The sequence below is a fragment of the Bacillus sp. HU-1818 genome (assembly GCF_022695965.1).
Lineage (GTDB): Bacteria > Bacillota > Bacilli > Bacillales > Bacillaceae > Bacillus > Bacillus atrophaeus.
In genome coordinates this window covers 203,988-225,200 of the sequence record NZ_JAAPBE010000001.1, presented here as the reverse complement: position 1 = coordinate 225,200, position 21,213 = coordinate 203,988, and the positions used below count along the sequence as shown (strand labels likewise).

The following is a 21,213-nucleotide window of genomic DNA, read 5'->3' as shown; positions in this document are numbered from 1 at the left end:
GCATATGTTTATTTTATAAAAATATTAAAAAGAAAAGCAGGAATATAGCAACTTCTTAGTGAATATAGTAAAAATGGAAGGTAGCCAGCTATTTTTGAAAAGCATTGTGGGGATGGCTTTTTGGATAGCAACATCTAATAATGATTGTTCTAATGAACACTCACTTATCCATTGTAAAACTAAGGGGGAGCAGAAATGGAAATCTTAAAAGTTTCAGCAAAATCAAGTCCGAACTCAGTAGCAGGTGCGCTGGCAGGCGTGTTAAGAGAGCGCGGCGCAGCGGAGATTCAAGCGATAGGAGCGGGCGCTTTAAACCAAGCCGTCAAAGCTGTAGCGATCGCCAGGGGATTTGTGGCGCCGAGCGGAGTCGACTTGATTTGTATTCCGGCATTTACCGATATTTTGATTGATGGCGAAGAAAGAACAGCGATCAAATTGATCGTTGAGCCCCGTTAAAACAACTAAAAATGATGTCTCAACCTGCTTGCTTATTTGCGAGCAGGTTGTTTTTAGGTTGTGATATTTTCTCCCAATACTATATTAATAATATAAATAAAACATGTAATTGTTGTCATATATAACAATTGAATAGATACACGCTTTTAGTATGAATGAAAATCAGCGTACCTGATTGAAAAATAAAAAATATTGAGCCCATTTTTTAAGGGGGACGCATTTGTACACTGTGTGAGGACAGTGATGTTTACGTCTATTATTCATCATGATACAATCCAGATATAATAAGATTTCAAAAGGGGGATTGTACATGGTGAGTGGAAAAATGAAAGCTGTCGTTAAAAATGACAGCGCTTTCGGTGCGGTTTTGGCTGAGGTGCCCATTCCTCACATAGAAAAACATGAAGTTCTCGTGAAAGTAAAGGCAGCCTCGATATGCGGTACAGACGTGCACATCTATAATTGGGACCAGTGGGCCCGGCAAAGGATCAAGCCGCCTTATGTGTTTGGACATGAATTTAGCGGCATTGTAAAGGCGGTGGGTGAGCATGTTAGCAATGTGAAAGTCGGTGATTATGTATCGGCAGAAACACATATTGTGTGCGGCAAATGTATCCCTTGTGTCACCGGCAAACAACATGTCTGCACCCAAACTGCCATCATTGGCGTTGATACAGCAGGATGCTTTGCAGAATATGTAAAGGTGCCGTCGCAAAACATTTGGCAAAACCCGGCCGACATGGAGCCGGCAATAGCTTCAATCCAAGAGCCGCTGGGAAATGCGGTGCATACCGTGCTGGATAGTCAGCCCGCCGGCGCATCCGCTGCCGTCATCGGTTGCGGGCCGATCGGACTTATGGCTGTAGCGGTGGCAAAAGCAGCCGGAGCAGCCCACATCGTTGCCATAGATAAAAACGAGTATAGACTCAGCCTTGCTAAACAAATGGGGGCCACGCTTACGATATCAATCGAAAAAGAAGATCCGCTACAAATTGTAAGCGCTTTAACAAAGGGGGAGGGAATAGATCTTGTCTGTGAAATGTCAGGCCATCCTTCTGCTATTGAACAAGGCTTAAAGATGGCAGCCAATGGCGGAAGATTTCACATCCTCAGTCTGCCGGAACACCCGGTGACAATCGATCTAACAAATGAAGTGGTGTTTAAAGGCCTCACTGTCCAAGGAATTACAGGAAGAAAAATGTTCAGCACGTGGAGACAGGTGTCCAATTTACTGCAATCAAAGCTTTTAGACATTTCACCTGTTATTACACATCAGTTTCCATTGGAAGAGTTTGAGAAAGGCTTTGAGCTGATGAGAGAAGGACAGTGCGGGAAGGTTATTCTGATACCATAAAAGGGGGATAAACATGAAGGAGTTTGAATTTTTGAAAAGAGAGCTTGAAGATATGAAAGAAAACCATACGTGGCAGGAAATAAAACAGGTTGAATCTAAGCAAGGAGCTTACGTCACTGTAAACGGCAAACAAGTGATTCAGCTTTCGTCAAATAATTACCTTGGACTGACGTCACATCCAAGATTGGTCAAAGCCGCCCAGGCTGCCGCTGAACAGTTCGGAGCCGGTACTGGGTCAGTTCGGACGATCGCCGGTACATTTACGATGCATCACGAGCTTGAGAAAACATTAGCCGCCTTTAAAAAAACAGAGGCCGCTCTAGTATTTCAGTCCGGTTTCACAACAAACCAAGGGGTTCTTTCAAGCATTCTGACAAAAGAGGATATTGTCATTTCTGATGAACTGAACCATGCCTCCATTATTGACGGAATCAGGCTGACAAAAGCGGATAAAAAGGTATATCGCCATGTTGATATGGATGATTTAGAGAGAGTGCTGAAAAAATCAATGAATTACAGAATGCGCCTCATTGTCACCGACGGGGTATTTTCAATGGATGGCAATATTGCGCCTTTGCCGGAAATTGTTAAGCTGGCTGAGGCTTATGACGCTTTTGTCATGGTGGATGACGCGCATGCATCCGGAGTGCTTGGAGAAAACGGAAGAGGAACCGTTAATCACTTTGGACTGGACGGCAGAGTGCATATTCAGGTCGGCACGTTAAGCAAGGCAATTGGGGTGTTGGGCGGATACGTTGCCGGTTCACATGTTTTAATTGATTACTTGCGGCATAAGGGCCGTCCGTTTTTATTCAGCACCTCGCACCCGCCTGCCGTAACCGCAGCTTGTATAGAAGCGATTAACGTGCTTTTGGAAGAACCTGAACATATGGAGCAGCTTTGGGATAATACGAATTACTTTAAGTCTATGCTCGTAAAGATGGGACTTACCCTTACAAAAAGTGAAACTCCGATTCTTCCTATTATAGTAGGTGAAGAAGCCTTAGCCCAGCAATTCTCCGAACGGTTGCTTTCCGAGGGAATATTTGCCCAAAGTATTGTTTTCCCGACGGTTGCTAAAGGAAAGGCGAGAATTCGTACGATGATTACTGCGGAGCATACAAAGAAGGAACTCGATCAAGCGCTCGCCGTCATACAATCTGCGGCAAAAGAGTTTCATTTGCTATAGAGGGAGAAATCCCTCTTTTTCATTGATGGACGCTTCAGCATAGTTGAATAAGGAAATAGTTAGCGTTACACTGAAGTAAATGAATAAAAGGGCACACGGGGTGAGGATTGTGGTGAAATCAGTGAAATTAACCTCCTAAAATAAAAAGTTAAATATTTTAGGAGGTTATATAATATGAATTTTCATCAAATAGATATAGATCGCTGGAATAGAAAACCTTATTTCGAACATTATATAAAAGAAGGTAAATGTTCTTATAGCGTTACGGCTAACCTGAATGTGACCGCATTGCTGAATGGGTTGAGAAAAAAGAATATGAAACTTTATCCTGCTTTTATTTACATGATTTCTAGAGTTGTTAATTCACATATTGAGTTTCGAACGGCTTTTAACGATAAAGGGCAATTAGGGTATTGGAAACAGATGGTGCCAACCTATACCATCTTTCATAAAGAGGATAAAACCTTTTCTGCAATGTGGACAGAATACTCGAGCGATTTTTCACTTTTTTATAAGAACTATCTACAAGATATTGACCGATATGGAGATAAAAAGGGACTATGGGTAAAAGAAAACGTACCTGCCCATACGTTTTCAATTTCTGCTCTTCCTTGGGTCAGTTTTACCGGTTTTCAACTCAATCTTTATAATGGAGAATATCTGCTTCCTATTATTACGCTTGGGAAGTACTTTTCAGATGGGGAAACGGTATGTTTACCTATTTCATTGCAAGTTCACCACGCTGTATGTGACGGTTATCATGTAAGCATGTTTATAAATGAGCTACAGAAACTAGCCAATTCTTTCGAAGAGTGGTTATGAGTATTTGTTTTTCTTTCGGACGAATATAGTCTATACTGTAGGGTGGAAGTTTGGGTTGAAAGGAGAAATCATTTAATGAATGAAAAACAAAAACAAGAGAGCGGACAAGTCAATCCACCGGACAAAAAATCCGAGAAGGATTACAGCAAGTACTTTGAAGCTGTGTATATTCCACCTTCTTTAAAAGATGCGAAAAAACGCGGGAAAGAAAGCGTCAGCTATCATCATGATTTTAAAATCTCAGAACAGTTTAAAGGTATGGGTGAGGGCAGGAAATTTTATATTCGCACATACGGCTGTCAAATGAACGAACATGACACGGAAGTAATGGCCGGAATTTTTATGGCTTTAGGATATGAAGCGACAAACTCTGTTGACGATGCCAATGTCATCCTGTTGAATACATGCGCGATCCGCGAAAATGCCGAAAACAAGGTTTTTGGCGAGCTTGGGCATTTAAAAACGCTTAAAAAAGAAAATCCGGACCTGATTTTAGGCGTTTGCGGCTGTATGTCACAAGAGGAATCAGTGGTCAATCGTATTTTGAAAAAGCATCCCTTCGTCGATATGATCTTCGGAACGCACAATATTCACCGTTTGCCTGAACTGCTGTCAGAAGCTTATCTGTCAAAAGAAATGGTAATCGAAGTTTGGTCGAAGGAAGGCGATGTCATTGAAAACCTTCCGAAAGTGCGCCGCGGGAAAATTAAAGGATGGGTCAATATTATGTACGGCTGCGATAAATTCTGTACGTACTGCATTGTGCCTTACACACGCGGCAAAGAAAGAAGCCGGCGCCCCGAGGAAATTATTCAGGAAGTCAGAAGGCTTGCGAGTGAAGGGTATAAAGAAATTACTCTTCTAGGGCAAAACGTAAATGCGTACGGAAAAGATTTCGACGACATCACGTACGGCCTCGGAGATTTAATGGATGAACTGCGCAAAATTGATATTCCAAGAATCCGTTTTACAACAAGCCATCCTCGTGATTTCGACGACCATCTTGTTGAAGTGCTCGGTAAAGGCGGCAACCTGCTTGACCATATTCATTTGCCTGTCCAATCAGGAAGTTCGGAAGTATTGAAGCTGATGGCGCGCAAATACGACAGAGCGCGCTACATGGAGCTCGTCGGCAAAATTAAAGCGGCGATGCCAAATGCTTCACTAACAACAGACATTATCGTCGGTTTCCCGAACGAGACGGACGAACAGTTTGAAGAAACCCTTTCATTATACAGGGAAGTTGAATTTGACAGCGCCTATACGTTCATTTATTCTCCGCGTGAGGGCACACCGGCAGCGAAAATGAAGGATAATGTCCCGATGAGGGTGAAAAAAGAACGTCTTCAGCGGCTGAACGATCTCGTGAAAGAAATTTCTGCAAAAAAAATGAAGGAATATGAGGGTGAAGTCGTCGAAGTATTAGTCGAGGGAGAAAGCAAAAACAACCCTGAAATTCTTGCCGGATATACACGGAAAAGCAAGCTTGTGAATTTCAAAGGCCCTAAAGAAGCCATCGGCAAGCTGGTGCACGTGAAAATCCATCAAGCGAAAACATGGTCGCTTGACGGAGAAATGGTAGGAGAAGCAATCGAGGTGAAATAAGATGACGCTTTACACAAAAAAAGATATTGTGCAGCAAGCCCGTGACCTTGCGAAAATGATCTCAGAGACAGAAGAAGTGGATCTTTTCAAACGGGCAGAAGCGCAAATCAATGAAAATGCTAAAGTATCTGGGATTATCAATCAGATCAAAGCCCTGCAAAAGCAAGCCGTCAACTTGAAGCATTATGAGAAGCATGAAGCGTTAAAGCAGACAGAAGCTAAAATTGACGCCTTGCAGGAAGAGCTTGAGGCAATTCCTGTCATTCAGGAGTTCAGGGACTCCCAGATTGAGGTCAACGATCTTTTGCAGCTCGTTGCACACACCATATCCAATCAAGTGACAAATGAAATCATTTCATCAACCGGCGGCGACCTGCTGACAGGAGAAACCGGCTCAAAGGTGAAACATTCAAATAACAGCTGTTCACTCTGACACGGATGCCTTTTTAAAGGCTCCGTGTTTTTTTGTCCAACTTCAAAATGAACTAATGAAACTATGAACTAAATATTCACCATATTTTCTTTCTCCCTGTCCGTATAAACTTTATAAAACATAAAAGTAAAGTTTCTAGGCGGCCCTGCATACAATGAAACAGAAACTTTGTATTTTTATATTTTATTTATAAAAATGCACACTAGACGAATGCCCAGCATAACATAACACGAAGAAGAACAAGGAGGCATGCCGGAATGTCTGAATACAGGGAAATTATTACGAAGGCAGTTGTAGCGAAAGGCAGAAAATTCACCCAATGCACCAATACCATCTCTCCTTCGCAAAAACCGACCAGCATATTGGGCGGTTGGATCATTAACCACAAGTATGATGCTGAAAAGATTGGAAAAACAGTAGAAATTGAAGGGTATTATGATATAAACGTCTGGTACTCTTACGCGGACAATACGAAAACAGAGGTTGTGACAGAGCGGGTTAAATATGTTGATGTTATTAAGCTGAGATACAGAGATAATAACTACTTAGATGATGAACATGAAGTAATCGCAAAAGTCCTTCAGCAGCCTAATTGTCTTGAGGTGACCATTTCGCCAAACGGAAATAAAATCGTGGTTCAGGCCGAGAGAGAATTTTTGGCAGAGGTCGTCGGGGAGACGAAAGTAGTTGTTGAAGTGAACCCGGATTGGGAAGAGGATGACGAGGAAGATTGGGAAGATGAGCTTGATGAAGAGTTAGAGGATATTAATCCGGAGTTTTTAGTCGGAGATCCGGAAGAATAAAAAAGAGACTAGGGGAGGCAACACCCCAAGTCTCTTTTTTTATATGAGGATATCATTCTTTTTGGCTTTTTGTTTATGTTATAATGAAGTTTGGACAAAATAGAAACGTTGATACATAGTGAGGGATAAATGATGGCAAGTTACACGCCTATGATACAGCAATATTTAAAAATTAAGGCAGAGCACAAGGATGCCTTTTTATTTTTTCGCCTTGGCGATTTTTATGAAATGTTTTTTGATGACGCAAAAAAAGCTTCACAAGAGCTTGAAATTACATTAACAAGCAGGGACGGAGGAGCAGCCGATAAGATACCAATGTGCGGCGTACCTTATCATTCAGCTGCTGCTTACATCGAACAGCTGATCAAAAAAGGATACAAAGTAGCGATTTGTGAACAAACGGAAGATCCAAAAGCAGCAAAGGGAGTCGTGAAACGAGAGGTTGTCCAGCTGATTACGCCGGGAACCGTAATGGACGGCAAAGGCATTCATGAAACGGAAAATAACTTTATCGCCTCAGTTACAGCATTTCCAAACGGCTATGGCCTTGCGCTGTCTGATTTAACGACAGGGGAAAATTTAACCGTATTCATCAAACGGATTGAAGATGTGATCTCGGAGATTTATTCAGTCGGAGCAAGAGAAGTAGTCGTCAGCAGCAGCTTGGAGGAGCAGACGGTTGTCCAGCTGAAAGAACGATGCGGCGCGACGATTTCAATCGAAGACGGAGAAACAGATGAGCGCATTGAAATTGCAGAGCAGCTGAAAAGCCAAGAATTGATGACAACGTTTATGCGTTTGTATACGTATCTTAAGAGAACCCAAAAACGGAGCCTTGATCATCTTCAGTCTGTCCAGGTATATGAGCTTGAAGAAGCAATGAAAATTGATTTGTATTCTAAACGCAATCTGGAGCTGACGGAAACCATTCGTTCGAAAAACAAGAAAGGCTCGCTGCTTTGGCTGTTAGATGAGACAAAAACAGCAATGGGCGGAAGGCTGTTAAAGCAGTGGATCGACCGTCCTCTGATCAGAGCCGGCCAGATCGAAGAGCGCCAAGAAATGGTGGAAACACTTATTGCCCATTTATTCGAACGGGAAGATCTGCGCGAACGATTAAAGGAAGTGTACGATTTGGAGCGCCTTGCTGGCCGTGTCGCATTTGGCAATGTGAACGCTCGGGACCTAATTCAGCTGAAGGAATCATTAAAACAAGTACCGGCCATCAGAGATCTTGTTGCTTCACTCAATCATAAAATGGCGAAAGAGCGGGCTGAGCGGATTGATCCGTGCGAAGATGTCTTACAGCTGCTTGAAGAAGCGCTGCATGAAAAACCGCCTATATCATTAAAAGAAGGCAACCTGATGAAGGACGGCTATAACCAAAAGCTTGATGAATACCGGGATGCCAGCAAAAACGGGAAAGATTGGATCGCCCGGCTGGAACGGCAAGAACGTGAATACACGGGGATTCGTTCTCTGAAGGTCGGCTTCAATAAAGTCTTCGGCTATTATATAGAAGTGACAAAAGCGAATTTGCATTTGCTGGAGGACGGGCGCTACGAACGGAAGCAGACATTGACAAACGCCGAGCGCTACATTACGCCGGAGTTAAAAGAAAAAGAAGCACTCATTTTAGAAGCGGAAAACAATATATGCGAGCTTGAGTACGAACTGTTTGCTGAACTACGTGAAAAAATAAAGATGTACATTCCGCGTTTACAAAAGCTTGCCAAACAGATGAGTGAGCTTGATGCCCTGCAATGCTTTGCCACAATCAGTGAAAACCGCCATTACATAAAACCGGTTTTTTCTGAGGATCATGTGGAAGTCATTGACGGAAGGCATCCGGTCGTTGAAAAAGTGATGGACAGCCAGGAATACGTTCCTAATAACTGCGAGATGGGCGAAAGCAGCCAAATGCTTCTGATTACAGGACCGAACATGTCCGGGAAAAGCACCTACATGAGACAAATAGCGCTTATCTCTATTTTGGCGCAAATCGGCTGTTTTGTACCAGCGAAAAAAGCGGTCCTTCCGATTTTTGACCAGATTTTCACCCGTATTGGCGCAGCGGATGATTTAATCTCCGGACAAAGCACATTTATGGTGGAAATGCTCGAAGCGAAAAACGCCATTGTTAATGCTACTAAAAATAGCTTGATCCTGTTTGATGAAATCGGCCGGGGCACGTCAACTTACGACGGAATGGCCCTTGCTCAAGCGATTATTGAATATGTTCATGACCATATCGGCGCAAAAACGCTCTTCAGTACACATTACCATGAGCTGACCGTCCTTGAAGAGAAGCTGTCTCAGCTGAAAAACGTCCATGTCCGTGCAGAGGAATATAATGGAACGGTTGTGTTTCTCCATCAAATTAAAGAGGGAGCCGCTGACAAAAGCTACGGCATTCATGTAGCGCAGCTAGCCGAACTTCCTGATGATTTAATCGCGCGTGCTCAAGATATACTGAAGGAACTCGAAAATACGGGAACCAAACCAGAGCTGCCGGCACAGGAGCCAAAGTCTGCCGTGAAGGAAAAACCTGCACAGCTGTCCTTTTTTGACGAAGGAGAAAAGCCGGCTGAAAAATCAAAGCTGTCCAAAAAAGAAAAACAGGTACTGGATACATTTAAATCTATAAATTTACTTGATATGACACCGCTTGAAGCGATGAACGAAATGTACAAGCTACAAAAGAAATTACACTAGAAAGAGGTGATGTAACTTGGCAAAAGTCATCCAGCTTTCAGATGAGCTCTCAAATAAAATAGCGGCCGGTGAAGTAGTCGAACGGCCAGCTTCAGTCGTGAAGGAGCTTGTAGAAAACGCGATCGACGCTAACAGCACGGTCATTGAAATAGATATAGAGGAAGCGGGCCTTGCTTCCATTCGTGTCCTCGATAACGGGGAAGGAATGGAAAATGAAGATTGCAAGCGGGCCTTCCGCCGCCACGCAACTAGTAAAATTAAAGATGAGAATGACCTATTCCGCGTGAGAACGCTTGGCTTTCGCGGAGAAGCTTTGCCAAGTATCGCGTCAGTCTCACACCTTGAGATAAAAACGAGCACCGGAGAAGGAGCGGGAACCCAGCTTATGCTCCAAGGGGGAAACATCATATCCGAAACCCGGTCCTCAGGTCGAAAAGGAACGGAAATCACGGTTACGAATCTGTTTTTTAACACACCCGCCCGCCTGAAGTATATGAAAACCGTCCATACCGAGCTTGGCAATATAACAGATGTGGTCAACCGAATCGCTTTGGCGCATCCGGAGGTCTCCATCCGGCTTCGGCACCAAGGGAAAAACCTGCTGCAAACGAACGGAAACGGTGATGTCCGTCATGTTTTGGCCGCCATTTACGGTATGGCGACAGCTAAAAAAATGGTTCCGATCCATGTCAGTTCACTGGATTTTGACGTGAAGGGGTATATTGCTCTTCCGGAAATTACCCGGGCATCAAGGAACTACATGTCTTCTGTCGTAAACGGTCGTTACATTAAAAATTTTCCGCTCGTTAAAGCGGTGCATGAAGGTTATCACACTCTCCTGCCGATCGGACGCCATCCGATTACGTTTATCGAGATCACGATGGATCCGATTTTGGTGGATGTGAACGTACATCCATCCAAGCTTGAGGTGCGGCTGAGCAAGGAGACGGAGCTGCATGAACTGATTCGTGACGGAATCAAAGACGTATTTAAACAGCAGCAGCTGATTCCTAGCGCGCAGTTGCCCAAAAAATCAGCACCGGTTATTAAAAACGAGCAGCAATTCATGAATTTTGACACAAGACCTGCCGAGCAGAAGCCGGAAAAAACGTCTGAGTCGTCATACTCACCTATGAAGTTGAGTTCAGTTGTAAAGGAATCTGCAGAAACGGAAAAGGAAATACGCACAGACATTCCGGTGCCTGATCCCCTTATAGAAACAGACCAGGGCGATCACACTGCTTTTGCAGAGCACCAGCCTGAAGCCGCCGAATCCGAACAAGAACTTGTTCAGGAACATTCGCAGTCAGAGCGGGTGCCGATCATGTATCCAATCGGACAAATGCACGGAACGTATATTTTAGCGCAAAACGAAAACGGCTTGTACATTATTGATCAGCATGCGGCGCAAGAGCGCATTAAGTATGAATATTTTCGTGAAAAAGTGGGCGAGGTCGAGCCGGAAGTCCAAGATATGATCGTCCCGCTGACCTTTCACTACTCAACAAACGAAGCACTCATCATTGAACAGCATCAATATGAGCTCGAAAACGTAGGCGTCTTTTTAGAACCATTTGGCTCAAACAGCTATATCGTGCGCTGTCACCCGGCCTGGTTTCCCAAGGGAGAAGAAGCCTTGCTGATAGAAGAAATCATCCAGCAGGTGCTTGACTCCAAAAACATCGACATCAAAAAACTGCGGGAAGAAGCGGCCATCATGATGAGCTGCAAAGGCTCTATCAAAGCAAACCGCCACCTGCGCAATGATGAAATCAAAGCTCTGCTGGACGAGCTGCGCGGCACCTCAGACCCATTTACATGCCCGCACGGCCGCCCGATTATCATTCACCATAGCACATATGAGATGGAGAAGATGTTTAAGCGGGTGATGTAGCGGGGGCTGAGGGGGAGCGGAAAGCCCATTTGGCCATTAAATTTTCAAAAATGCCCACCAGATTTGCGGTGGGCATTTTGTTTTTAAATTCATATTTTTGAAGAGTGTCTTCATTCTCTTTCAACCATTCTCTGTGGAGTTTTATTCATTCAAGCAGATCTTTAGTTGGTATGTTTGGTATTAAAGGCGGGTTTTCGGTAAATCTGTCCTAGCATCAAGCAGGCATTCATTCTTGGTTCTTTACATGTTAAGTCCGGTGGATAAGAGAATTTAGTCGCCCGTTTTTAATTCCTTTTTCATATTGAATTTTTAAAGTTGCAGTGATTTCAGGCAAGTTATTTCCTGTTTTTTGCATATGCATATTAACTATTTACTACTGTGAATTCTTGCTGAAGCCTGTTTGGAATGAGAACCCTTTTGAAGATCACATTTATAAACAATCCCACCTATCGCATGATATTTCTTCGCTTTATCCTGCTTGTATTTTCTATAATTTGCCAAATTTTAAATCAGCATTTATGTCGTGCCTTCTCAGGATCATAATCTAATCCCAGAACTATATGCTCTCCAAAGATTTGCCCGGTACCTTACGCATTTATAAAGGCTTTATGACATATCAATATTATTGAAGTTGTGTTTTTCCCGACAGTAAAAAATCAGTATAGGTAATTTTCAGATTGAATGATAATGCTTTTTAAATAGATACAAAGGAGGTACAAATTTGTCTAGTGATTTGACTGCTGGTGTTTGGATTTATCGAAGCTTTTTAAATCTTACTCAAGAGGTTGATGATTTTAATGAACTTAAGTTCGGACAAGGGGAGTTGATTTTCGAATATGTCAGTGAACCTGGAACATTACGGGGACAGTTAGTTTTTCGTTCCTTTCCTCCTAAAGCAGATGATCCTCGACTGGTTTTGTCAGGTTCCAAACATGATGGAAATCCTTATAGTTTAAGGTTTCAAGGTACTGGAGTTAAGGAAACATCAGCTGAAGGATGGATTTATCAGTATGTTGGTTATTTTATACCTAAATGGCCCGATGGGAAAAGACAAAGGTCAGTTATAGTTGGATCAGTTATTCGTTCAGTTTCCCGAGATGGCTGTCCGGATGGTATTGTAGGTTCATTTATTGCAGTTCAAAAAGACTTTATTGAACCCAGGAATGTTATACCGCTTCCGAACAACGTTAGGGATCTGCTTGCTTCACGCCATCATAGACTCCACCACACAGTTTGGCACAGTGTTCGTAACAGATGGTTATCTCTAACTGAAAGCCAAAGACAACAAATTCGCGCCCTTGAATGGCGGCCTGGAGGAATGGAATTTGAACGGCCGTCATTAAGTAAAAAAGGTGATCCTATATTAAACAATAGTTCGGGAGAGGATTTCCTATTTATGCATCGTGAAATGATAAGAGAAGTTCATTCGATGATGACTCATCCCATTAAAGGATGGACTGCTATTCCTGCCCCAGGTTCTTTTATCATTGAGCAGGAGTTTGCTTCATCTCATCCAACTTTTCATCATTCTGGCAACCCAGATGGATTTGCTGTTCCAAAGGCATGGATAAACAATTTAGATGAGGAAACAAATAGGCGAATTAAATATATTAAGACCGATGGATTCTATTGGTCACGCATGAGATGGTGGGATAGAGAATTCAAAGATTCACAATATCTAAGTACCCTTACTCTCGGTGAACTAGGGGCCCTTATTGAATGGTCTGTTCATAATGATATGCATATGCGATGGGCATCAGTTCCGCGTGATCCTTCTACAGGGGAACCGTTGCCTGAGGGGCGTAAAGATAATGATATAGATAAGGTATGGGATACTCCTGACTATGATTTTCTGGGTGATTTTTATTCCTCGCACGTTAATCCGATATTTTGGAGATTACATGGCTGGATTGATGATCGAATAGAAGATTGGTTTCGAGCCCACGAAAAGGCTCATCCTGGAGAAGTCAAACAATTACGTATGAAAGGAGTGCCTTGGTTTAAAAAGGGGAAGTGGGTGCACTCAGAACACCCATGGTCAGGTCCTGCTATGTCAAAACACGGGCATCATGATATTGAAAAGATGGAAAAAGTCATCTGTATTTTATTTGGTGAGCCGGCTTATATGCAAGAAGTTCCAAATGGGAAAGTGCGTTTTACATGGTTTTAATTTTTTTGATTCTGGATTCACTAAACATTCAGAACAAGTGCAAGACTAACTTAAATATTTCAATACAAAATTAACATTTGTAAAATCTTTTATGCGTTGTTGAAGGCAATATAATAAAACTTAGTAGCAAGTCATTCCTAGCTCAAATAATAAAGATAGGGCAGAAAGGAGAAAGTTGTTACATTCAAACAAAATTATTGAGAAAAATAAGAAATAACTTGTGTGTTTTATATCTTATTTGATTGTGAACTAAGAAACATAAAAGACATCGCCGAGGCTTTTGTCAAAAAAACAATCGGACTGACGACAGGTCTCAGGCTCTTGCTTTTTTCGGCCAAATAAAATAGCTGATTGTAATAATGGCATCAATGCCTAAAACAATTGTCCACAATTTCAAGATTCCGCTTAATGCTTCAGTTCGAGAAGGGTCATTTATAAAATAAATCATTCCTGCTAACAGCCCGGCGCCAATCAGATAAGCGAGTGCGTGTCTTACGAGGCTTTTGGCATAATGTTTTGCAAAATCCATTCCGAACCGCTTAGCCGGTTTTGTGCCTTGTTTGTTCACGTAATACTGAAAACGATCATCAGCCCATTGGATCATACTTTTTCCGAACGCAACCGATATGCCGATGTACACCGCTGCTATGGCATGCGCTTGGGTTGCTGCAGCCCCGCGATATAAATCGACACTTGTCGTTATTAACAAAATGAGATCAATTACCGGGGTTAAAGCTAAAAGAAGTAACCCTAGCTTATTTCGCTTGAACACATATCGTGTCACTAACCCTAATGCAATGACAACCCAAAATGCAATTTCACAGCCGATAATCATCCATACTACAATATTCAACGTGTTTTCTCCCTCATTTCAATACTTCTGTATGATGTAAAAATATTTTAGCATTCGCATTTAAATAATACAACTGTATTATAAAATTGCGTTGTGATTTTTCTTTTGATAAAATGGAATCATGCCAAAACGAATTGATCACGAGAAAAGAAGAAAACAAATTGCAGAGGCGGCTTGGCGAGTCATTTTAGAACGGGGAATGGAGGGAGCGACAGTAAGAAACATTGCAGATGAGGCAGAACTTTCATTAGGTGCATTGCGCCATTATTTTTCAACACAAGATGAACTGCTCGTTTATGCGATGAAACTCGTTAAAGAAAAATCTGCAGCCAGAATAAATGAAATCGCTGTGCAAGACTTGCCTCCGAAAGAAAAAATATTAAACATATTGCTTGAAATTGTGCCGACGGATGATGAAACGAGGGCAGAAATGGAAGTCTGGTTTGCCTTTACAGTCTATTTCAGGCATAAGGAAACGGTGTATGACGCCCAGCATGACGGAATTTTTATCGCCATGCGAAAGCTCATTGACTATTTAGATCAGTTTCATCTGCTGCAGAACCATCTTGATAAAGAAATCGAAACAGAAAAGCTGTACGCTTTAATTGATGGGTTGGCATTACATGCGATGCTTGAGCCTGAGCGTGTTAATAAAAAACGAATCGAACGCGTATTAATTCAGCATCTGCATTCTATTTGTGCTGATGAATGAAACGGGCGGATTTTGAAATCCCGTTCGCCGTTGATAAAAGCGAAAAGATAAGCTATTCTTTCTGGACATGCTGCTGAAAGGATAGCTTTTTTTTATTTGTTTTTGATCTTTGTATTGGAATTATGTCTATGAATGCTTCTGATACAATATGAGAATAAATGATTGAAAAATGGAAAAACAACATTTCATTTGGTAAAGTGGGAATGGAAAGCATCCAGCGCCAGACCGACATCTGATCTGGTCCATAAGAGAGAATCGCCACCCGAAACGTTGAAAATAAAACACAACTATTGATAGGAATGATGACAATGAAGCTTACTTATGAAGTACACCCAATCAAAACATCTCATCACATGTGGACCAACTATTGCTACATTATTGCAGATCATGTCAGCGGATCTGCAATAATTGTTGATCCTTCATGGGAACTGAGTAAAATAACAAATAAATTGGATGAATTGGAAGTTGATTTGTCAGCCATCCTGTTAACTCACTCCCATTATGACCACGTAAACTTGGTGGAACCGTTATTAAAGCTGTATAATCCCGATGTTTATATGTCAAAAAAAGAGATAGACTTCTATCAATTCAATTGCAGAAATTTAATTGCGCTGAATGATAATCAAACCATCAGCATAGGGAATACAGAAGGGCGGTGCTTGCTTACACCAGGCCATACAGCGGGAGGGATGTGTTATCTGTTTCCGGAAAGTATATTTACCGGGGATACGGTGTTTACAGAAGGCTGCGGTATATGTGAGGATCATGGCAGTTCTGCCTCAGATATGTTCGAAAGCATTCAAAGGATCAAATCTGAAGTATTACCTGACGTACACGTTTACCCGGGTCACTCATTTGGTAAAGAACCGGGTCACATCATAAAAGAACTTTTTAAGCATAATATCTATTTTCAAATTGACAAAAAAGAATACTTTGTGAAATTTCGTACCAGAAAAAATCAAAAAGGCATATTTGATTTCAAATAAGCGGCTCTTCATGACTAATTATAAATGAATCAAAAAGCCTATTTTTCTTCTTTCGGTCAAATGATAGTTGGATTCAAAAAATGATTACATAGCCGTATAGGGTTTGCGGGTCCGTTCACCGTGATAAGATAAAGCGCTTTGTGATGATATTTTGCCATAAAAACAAAATGGGTCATTTCGCCTGCATTCACTATGTTTCAAGAGCCATTATACCGTCCTGGGAAAATGTAGGGGTTAAGTTATGTAAGCTGTAGGAAAAATTAACTTGACTGAGAATATTTACAGGGTTACCATCAACTTGGACATGCTTCTTTTTATTCGGGTAATATACAAATTTTAATATCGTAAGCCAGTATTTAAATCATCGGTAAGTGGAAAGGGTGGCTTTAGAATATGATCACATATGTTTTTCCTGGACAGGGTTCACAGCAGCAGGGAATGGGCAGTGAGCTGTTTGATGAATTTAAAGAACTGACGGCACAGGCAGATGAGATGTTAGGATATTCGATTAAACGGCTTTGCGTAGAAAACCCTTATTCTAACTTGAACAAGACCCAATTCACACAGCCTGCATTATATGTTGTGAACGCATTAAGCTACCTGAAAAAAACTCAACATTCAGATAAAAAACCCGATTTTGTTGCAGGCCACAGTTTAGGAGAATACAATGCTCTGTTTGCAGCGGAAGCGTTTGATTTTGAGACCGGATTAAAGCTTGTCAGAAAAAGAGGCGAGTTGATGAGCATGGTGAGCAACGGCGGCATGGCGGCTGTTATGGGACTGAATGAAGAACAGGTATCCCAAGTTTTAAAAGAAAATCATTTACATACGATTGACATTGCTAATGTAAACGCCCCTCATCAGATTGTGATTTCAGGAAAAAAAGAAGATATAGAAAAAGCCGCACCCGTTTTTGAAGCAACCAAAGATGTGACAAGGTTTCTCCCTTTAAACGTCAGCGGTGCGTTTCATTCCAGGTACATGAGTAAAGCAAAACAAGAGTTTGAACAGTTTCTTGATACATTTCATTTTTCTCCATTGTCCATTCCGGTCATTTCAAATGTTTTTGCCCGGCCTTACAAACAAGAACAGATCAAACTTACATTGGCAGACCAAATAGACCATTCAGTTAAATGGACGGAAAGTGTACATTATTTAATTGGAAAAGGCCAAATGGAGTTTGAGGAAATAGGACCGGGGCATGTATTAACCGGGTTAATCCACCGCATTAAGAAAGACGGGGAACCTTTGTCACGTTAATAGGGATTTTAGCTGAGGGATATAGTCATTTTTTTATTCGTAAACAGGAAAAAAAGGTTCCTTCTTTATATTTGGAGTCAAAAGTATGATGAATTCATGGTTCGATTGACACTATTAAAAAAGGACAATCTTATATAATGTTACACATAATGAGGCTGATAAAACGGCCCGTTCTTTAATGGACATTTGCACTACATTCGATGAAGCTATTATATTTGCTCAAAAGCAAACCATCGTTACCATCCAAACACACTCCCATTCATTTGACCGACCTACTTACACTATCGAAACGATGTCTTTGCTTATGCCATTGACAATGTACAACAATTTTGAGATTTCATTCATTTTTACACTTCATGATCACTTCATAATACGCTCTGCAAAGAATAATAAGGATACATCCTGATGAAGACAATTATGGGGTTCTTAAGTTCTTTTTTCCTTTTATATTCAAATTTTTAATCAGCTTGGTCAATAAAATAAACAAGTATGACGCAGGAACTTCTGCGTACATCATAAAAAGAAGGTTAGGCCAATGAGTGAACCAATTGTTTTTATGTTTTCTGGACAAGGTTCTCAGTATTATCATATGGGGCAGAAATTGTTCAGTGAAAACACTGCATTTCGAAATTGCTTGCTTAACATGGATGCAATCGTTACCCGGCGAATCGGCAAGTCAGTCTTGAGTGAAATGTACAATCCGGCTAAACGTATGTCAGATCCTTTTGATCGCACCCTCTATACACATCCCGCTATCTTTATGGTTGAGTATGCCTTATATCAGGTTTTATACGAAAAAGGAATCCAGCCTGATTATGTATTGGGGACAAGCTTAGGAGAATTCACTTCCGCTGCTGTTTCCGGCGTCTTAGATGCAGAAGAAGTAATGGAATGCATACTTGAACAGGCGATAATAATGGAAGAACATTGCCGTGAAGGGAGTATGTTGGCTATACTTGATCATCCGCAATTATATAATGAATTTCCGCAGATTTTTGATCAGAGTGAACTCACTTCCGTTAATTATCATTCACACTTTGTCATTTCAGGAGAAAATGAAAAGATAAAGATGATCATCAATTTTCTAAAGGAGAAACATATTACCCACCAGCTGCTGCCGGTATCATATGGATTTCATTCTTCACTTATAGATCCGGCAGAAAGAACATATAAAGAATTTCTAAAATCGAAATCTTTTAAGAGCCCTTCAATACCCTACATATCTAGCTTATCAGGAGACAGAGTTACTGAAATTGATCACTATTTTTTCTGGGATACGGTAAGAAAACCTATCCAATTTCCTCAAGCCATTCATTATTTGGAAAATCGGCATACGTGCCGGTTCATAGATTTAGGACCTTCCGGGACGCTGGCGGCGTTTGCAAAACAGCTGATTTCTGAAGATTCAGGGAGCCGCTGCAGCTCTATCATCACACCATTTCAACAGGAGCTGAAAAATCTGGAGACGGTTGAGAATTTACTGAAACTAGAAAGGAAGTAAAACTGGATGACTACATATGTTTTTCCTGGTCAGGGCTCCCAGCAAAAAGGCATGGGTCAGGGGCTCTTTGAGCATTATCAGCATTTGACGGACCAAGCTGATCACATATTGGGGTATTCAATTAAAAAACTTTGCACTGAAAAAGGCTATTTAGATATAAACCAGACTCAATTTACTCAACCTGCTTTATACGTTGTAAATGCGTTCAGCTATCTTCAAAGAGTCGAAGAAACCGGCAAGAAACCGGATTTTGCGGCCGGGCATAGCTTAGGGGAGTACAATGCGTTATTCGCCGCGGGAGCATTTGATTTTGGCACTGGATTAAAGCTGGTTAAAAAAAGAGGAGATCTGATGGGCCGAATTACCGGAGGCGGAATGGCAGCGGTGATCGGTCTGCATAAGGAACAAGTAGCAGAAGTTTTGCGTGAACACCATTTACATACGATTGATGTGGCAAACATAAATACTTCTCATCAAATCGTTATTTCAGGTCAAAAACAAGATATCGAAAAAGCGGGTTCTGTTTTTGAATCCATCAAAGACGTTAAGCTGTTTCACCCCTTAAACGTAAGCGGAGCTTTTCATTCAAGATATATGGATGAAGCCAAGCGTGAATTTGAACAATTTGTTGATACATTCCATTTCGCCCCTTTGTCTTTCCCTGTAATCTCCAACGTCTATGCACAGCACTATATAGAGGAAAAGCTAAAAGAGACATTGTCCCAACAAATGAACAGCACGGTTAAATGGAATGAAAGTATTCGTTTTTTAATGGGACGGGGAGAAACGGAATTCGAAGAGATCGGGCCCGGAAAGGTATTAACCGGATTAATTCAGCGTATTCAAAAGGAAGAGGCACCGATAACAGATAGGAACGAAGATGTCCGCTCGGCAGAACATAAAGGTCATCCGGATACATTGGAGGGGAACGCGCCAGGCCGCTCGCCGTCCGACCGGCAGCGCGGGTTATTGATCAATCAAAGTGAGGCTGATTTACAATCGTCAAGCTTAACAGAGAAGATTACCGCATTTTCTCTCGGAAGTGCAGAGTTTAAAGAAGATTATAACCTGACTTACGCTTACCTGGCTGGCGGAATGTACCGCGGAATCGCTTCAAAAGAAATGGTAGTGAATTTGGCAAAAGCGGGAATGATGGGCTTCTTTGGTACAGGCGGTTTGAAACTGAGTCAGATTGAGGAAGCCATTGTGTCTATTCAAAGTGAATTAACGCAAGAACAAGCTTACGGCATAAATGTGGTGCACAATATGAAACATCCTGAAACAGAAGATAAAATAATTGACCTGTTAATAAAGCGTGGCGTCAGAAATTTGGAAGCTTCTGCATTTTTAATTGTCACTCCGGCTTTAGTGAGGTTTCGTGCAAAAGGACTGAGGCGCGGTCCAAACGGCAAAGTGATCTCGGTGAATCGTATCATAGCAAAATTATCAAGGCCTGAGGTTGCGGAATCCTTTCTAAGTCCTGCACCGGAGAGTATTCTTCAAAAACTTTTGGCAGAAAACAAAATTACGCCTGAGGAAGCTGTCCTATTGAGAGAAATCCCTGCGGCAAACGACATTTGTGTGGAAGCAGACTCAGGCGGCCATACCGATGGCGGCGTTGCTTACAGTTTAATGCCCGCGATGACATTATTAAGGGAAGAAATGATGGAAAAGTACCACTATCATAAGAAAATACGAGTTGGTGCGGCAGGGGGGATCGGAACGCCTGAAGCGGCGATGGCTGCTTTTATGCTGGGCGCTGACTTTATTTTGACCGGCTCGATTAATCAATGTACGGCCGAGGCTTCAACAAGTGACAGGGTGAAAGATTTATTGCAGCAAATCAATGTGCAGGATACAGTATATGCACCGGCAGGGGATATGTTCGAATCGGGCAGCAAAGTGCAAGTGTTGAAGAAAGGTGTGTTTTTTCCGGCACGAGCCAACAAATTACATGACTTATATCAGCGATATGACTCATTAAGCGAAATTGACCAAAAGACCTTAACTCAAATTGAGGAAAAATATTTTAAACGCAGTATAGATCAAGTCTATGAAGATATTAAATCATACCAGCCGTTTAAAGAGATTGAGAAGGCTGAACGAAACCCAAAACATAAGATGGCTTTGGTATTCAGATGGTATTTTAGGTACAGCTCTGACCTTGCTATCAGAGGAAGCGGAGAGTCTAAGGTCGATTATCAGATTCACTGCGGCCCGGCATTAGGAGCCTTTAATCAATGGGTAAAAGGAACAGAACTAGAAAACTGGCGAAACCGACATGTCGGTGAAATTGGTGAAAAGTTGATGACGGAGACGGCACGATTACTTAATGCCAAAATTCAATCGCTTTTTCAATCGGCACTTTAAATGGTCTGATGTTTCCAAAAATAAAAGTTTGAATTTTATGAATATACTCTTGACAAACTGTCTGATTATGTATGTGCTGACATCAAAATA

At 41.7% G+C, this 21,213-nt stretch carries 16 protein-coding genes; 15 read left to right on the top strand and 1 reads right to left on the bottom strand.

Annotated elements, in window-relative coordinates:
* Positions 1–195: 195 nt before the first annotated feature.
* The 10 genes from spoVS (at position 196) to GXP75_RS00840 (ending at position 13,441) form a co-directional block, all read left to right on the top strand.
* Complete coding sequence (spoVS, locus tag GXP75_RS00885; protein WP_003328863.1) at positions 196–456, top strand: stage V sporulation protein SpoVS; 261 nt, start codon at positions 196–198, stop codon at positions 454–456.
* 310 nt (positions 457–766) lie between these two features.
* Positions 767–1,810 carry an L-threonine 3-dehydrogenase gene (tdh, locus tag GXP75_RS00880; RefSeq protein WP_088117185.1) on the top strand — a complete coding sequence of 348 codons (1,044 nt, stop codon included), beginning with the start codon at positions 767–769 and terminating at the stop codon, positions 1,808–1,810.
* A gap of 13 nt (positions 1,811–1,823) precedes the next feature.
* Positions 1,824–2,999, top strand: coding sequence for a glycine C-acetyltransferase (locus GXP75_RS00875; protein ID WP_214914514.1), 1,176 nt, complete (start codon positions 1,824–1,826; stop codon positions 2,997–2,999).
* Between the two features lie 174 nt (positions 3,000–3,173).
* Positions 3,174–3,821, top strand: coding sequence for a type A chloramphenicol O-acetyltransferase (catA, locus tag GXP75_RS00870; RefSeq protein ID WP_242555966.1), 648 nt, complete (start codon positions 3,174–3,176; stop codon positions 3,819–3,821).
* Positions 3,822–3,896: 75 nt separating this feature from the next.
* The gene (gene miaB, locus GXP75_RS00865; RefSeq protein WP_003328859.1) at positions 3,897–5,426 is read left to right on the top strand and encodes a tRNA (N6-isopentenyl adenosine(37)-C2)-methylthiotransferase MiaB; all 1,530 of its coding nucleotides are present in this window, start codon (positions 3,897–3,899) and stop codon (positions 5,424–5,426) included.
* 1 nt (position 5,427) lies between these two features.
* Positions 5,428–5,859, top strand: a complete 432-nt coding sequence (ricA, locus tag GXP75_RS00860; protein ID WP_003328857.1) for a regulatory iron-sulfur-containing complex subunit RicA — start codon at positions 5,428–5,430, stop codon at positions 5,857–5,859.
* A 257-nt stretch (positions 5,860–6,116) separates the two neighbouring features.
* Entirely contained in the window at positions 6,117–6,662 is a 546-nt protein-coding gene (cotE, locus tag GXP75_RS00855; RefSeq protein WP_003328856.1) for an outer spore coat protein CotE, read from the top strand.
* A gap of 132 nt (positions 6,663–6,794) precedes the next feature.
* Positions 6,795–9,377, top strand: a complete 2,583-nt coding sequence (mutS, locus tag GXP75_RS00850) for a DNA mismatch repair protein MutS (protein ID WP_242555965.1) — start codon at positions 6,795–6,797, stop codon at positions 9,375–9,377.
* 16 nt (positions 9,378–9,393) lie between these two features.
* Positions 9,394–11,271, top strand: coding sequence for a DNA mismatch repair endonuclease MutL (gene mutL / locus GXP75_RS00845; protein ID WP_242555964.1), 1,878 nt, complete (start codon positions 9,394–9,396; stop codon positions 11,269–11,271).
* 721 nt (positions 11,272–11,992) lie between these two features.
* Positions 11,993–13,441: a hypothetical protein gene (locus GXP75_RS00840; protein WP_242555963.1), complete on the top strand. Its 1,449-nt coding sequence runs from the start codon at positions 11,993–11,995 to the stop codon at positions 13,439–13,441.
* Between the two features lie 313 nt (positions 13,442–13,754).
* On the opposite strand, the gene GXP75_RS00835 is transcribed toward GXP75_RS00840, so the two are convergent.
* Positions 13,755–14,294 carry a hypothetical protein gene (locus GXP75_RS00835; protein WP_242555962.1) on the bottom strand — a complete coding sequence of 180 codons (540 nt, stop codon included), beginning with the start codon at positions 14,292–14,294 and terminating at the stop codon, positions 13,755–13,757.
* 121 nt (positions 14,295–14,415) lie between these two features.
* Here GXP75_RS00835 and GXP75_RS00830 point away from each other — a divergent pair, with 121 nt between their 5' ends.
* The 5 genes from GXP75_RS00830 to fabD (GXP75_RS00810) all read left to right on the top strand — a co-directional run bounded on the left by GXP75_RS00830 (position 14,416) and on the right by fabD (GXP75_RS00810) (position 21,123).
* Entirely contained in the window at positions 14,416–15,006 is a 591-nt protein-coding gene (locus GXP75_RS00830) for a TetR/AcrR family transcriptional regulator (RefSeq protein ID WP_214914496.1), read from the top strand.
* Between the two features lie 308 nt (positions 15,007–15,314).
* Positions 15,315–15,992: an MBL fold metallo-hydrolase gene (locus GXP75_RS00825; RefSeq protein ID WP_214914493.1), complete on the top strand. Its 678-nt coding sequence runs from the start codon at positions 15,315–15,317 to the stop codon at positions 15,990–15,992.
* 393 nt (positions 15,993–16,385) lie between these two features.
* Complete coding sequence (gene fabD / locus GXP75_RS00820) at positions 16,386–17,252, top strand: ACP S-malonyltransferase (protein ID WP_214914490.1); 867 nt, start codon at positions 16,386–16,388, stop codon at positions 17,250–17,252.
* A gap of 535 nt (positions 17,253–17,787) precedes the next feature.
* Complete coding sequence (locus GXP75_RS00815; protein WP_242555961.1) at positions 17,788–18,753, top strand: acyltransferase domain-containing protein; 966 nt, start codon at positions 17,788–17,790, stop codon at positions 18,751–18,753.
* Between the two features lie 6 nt (positions 18,754–18,759).
* Positions 18,760–21,123 (top strand): ACP S-malonyltransferase, encoded by a 2,364-nt coding sequence (fabD, locus tag GXP75_RS00810; protein WP_242555960.1) that lies wholly within the window; start codon positions 18,760–18,762, stop codon positions 21,121–21,123.
* The last annotated feature ends 90 nt before the right edge of the window (positions 21,124–21,213 follow it).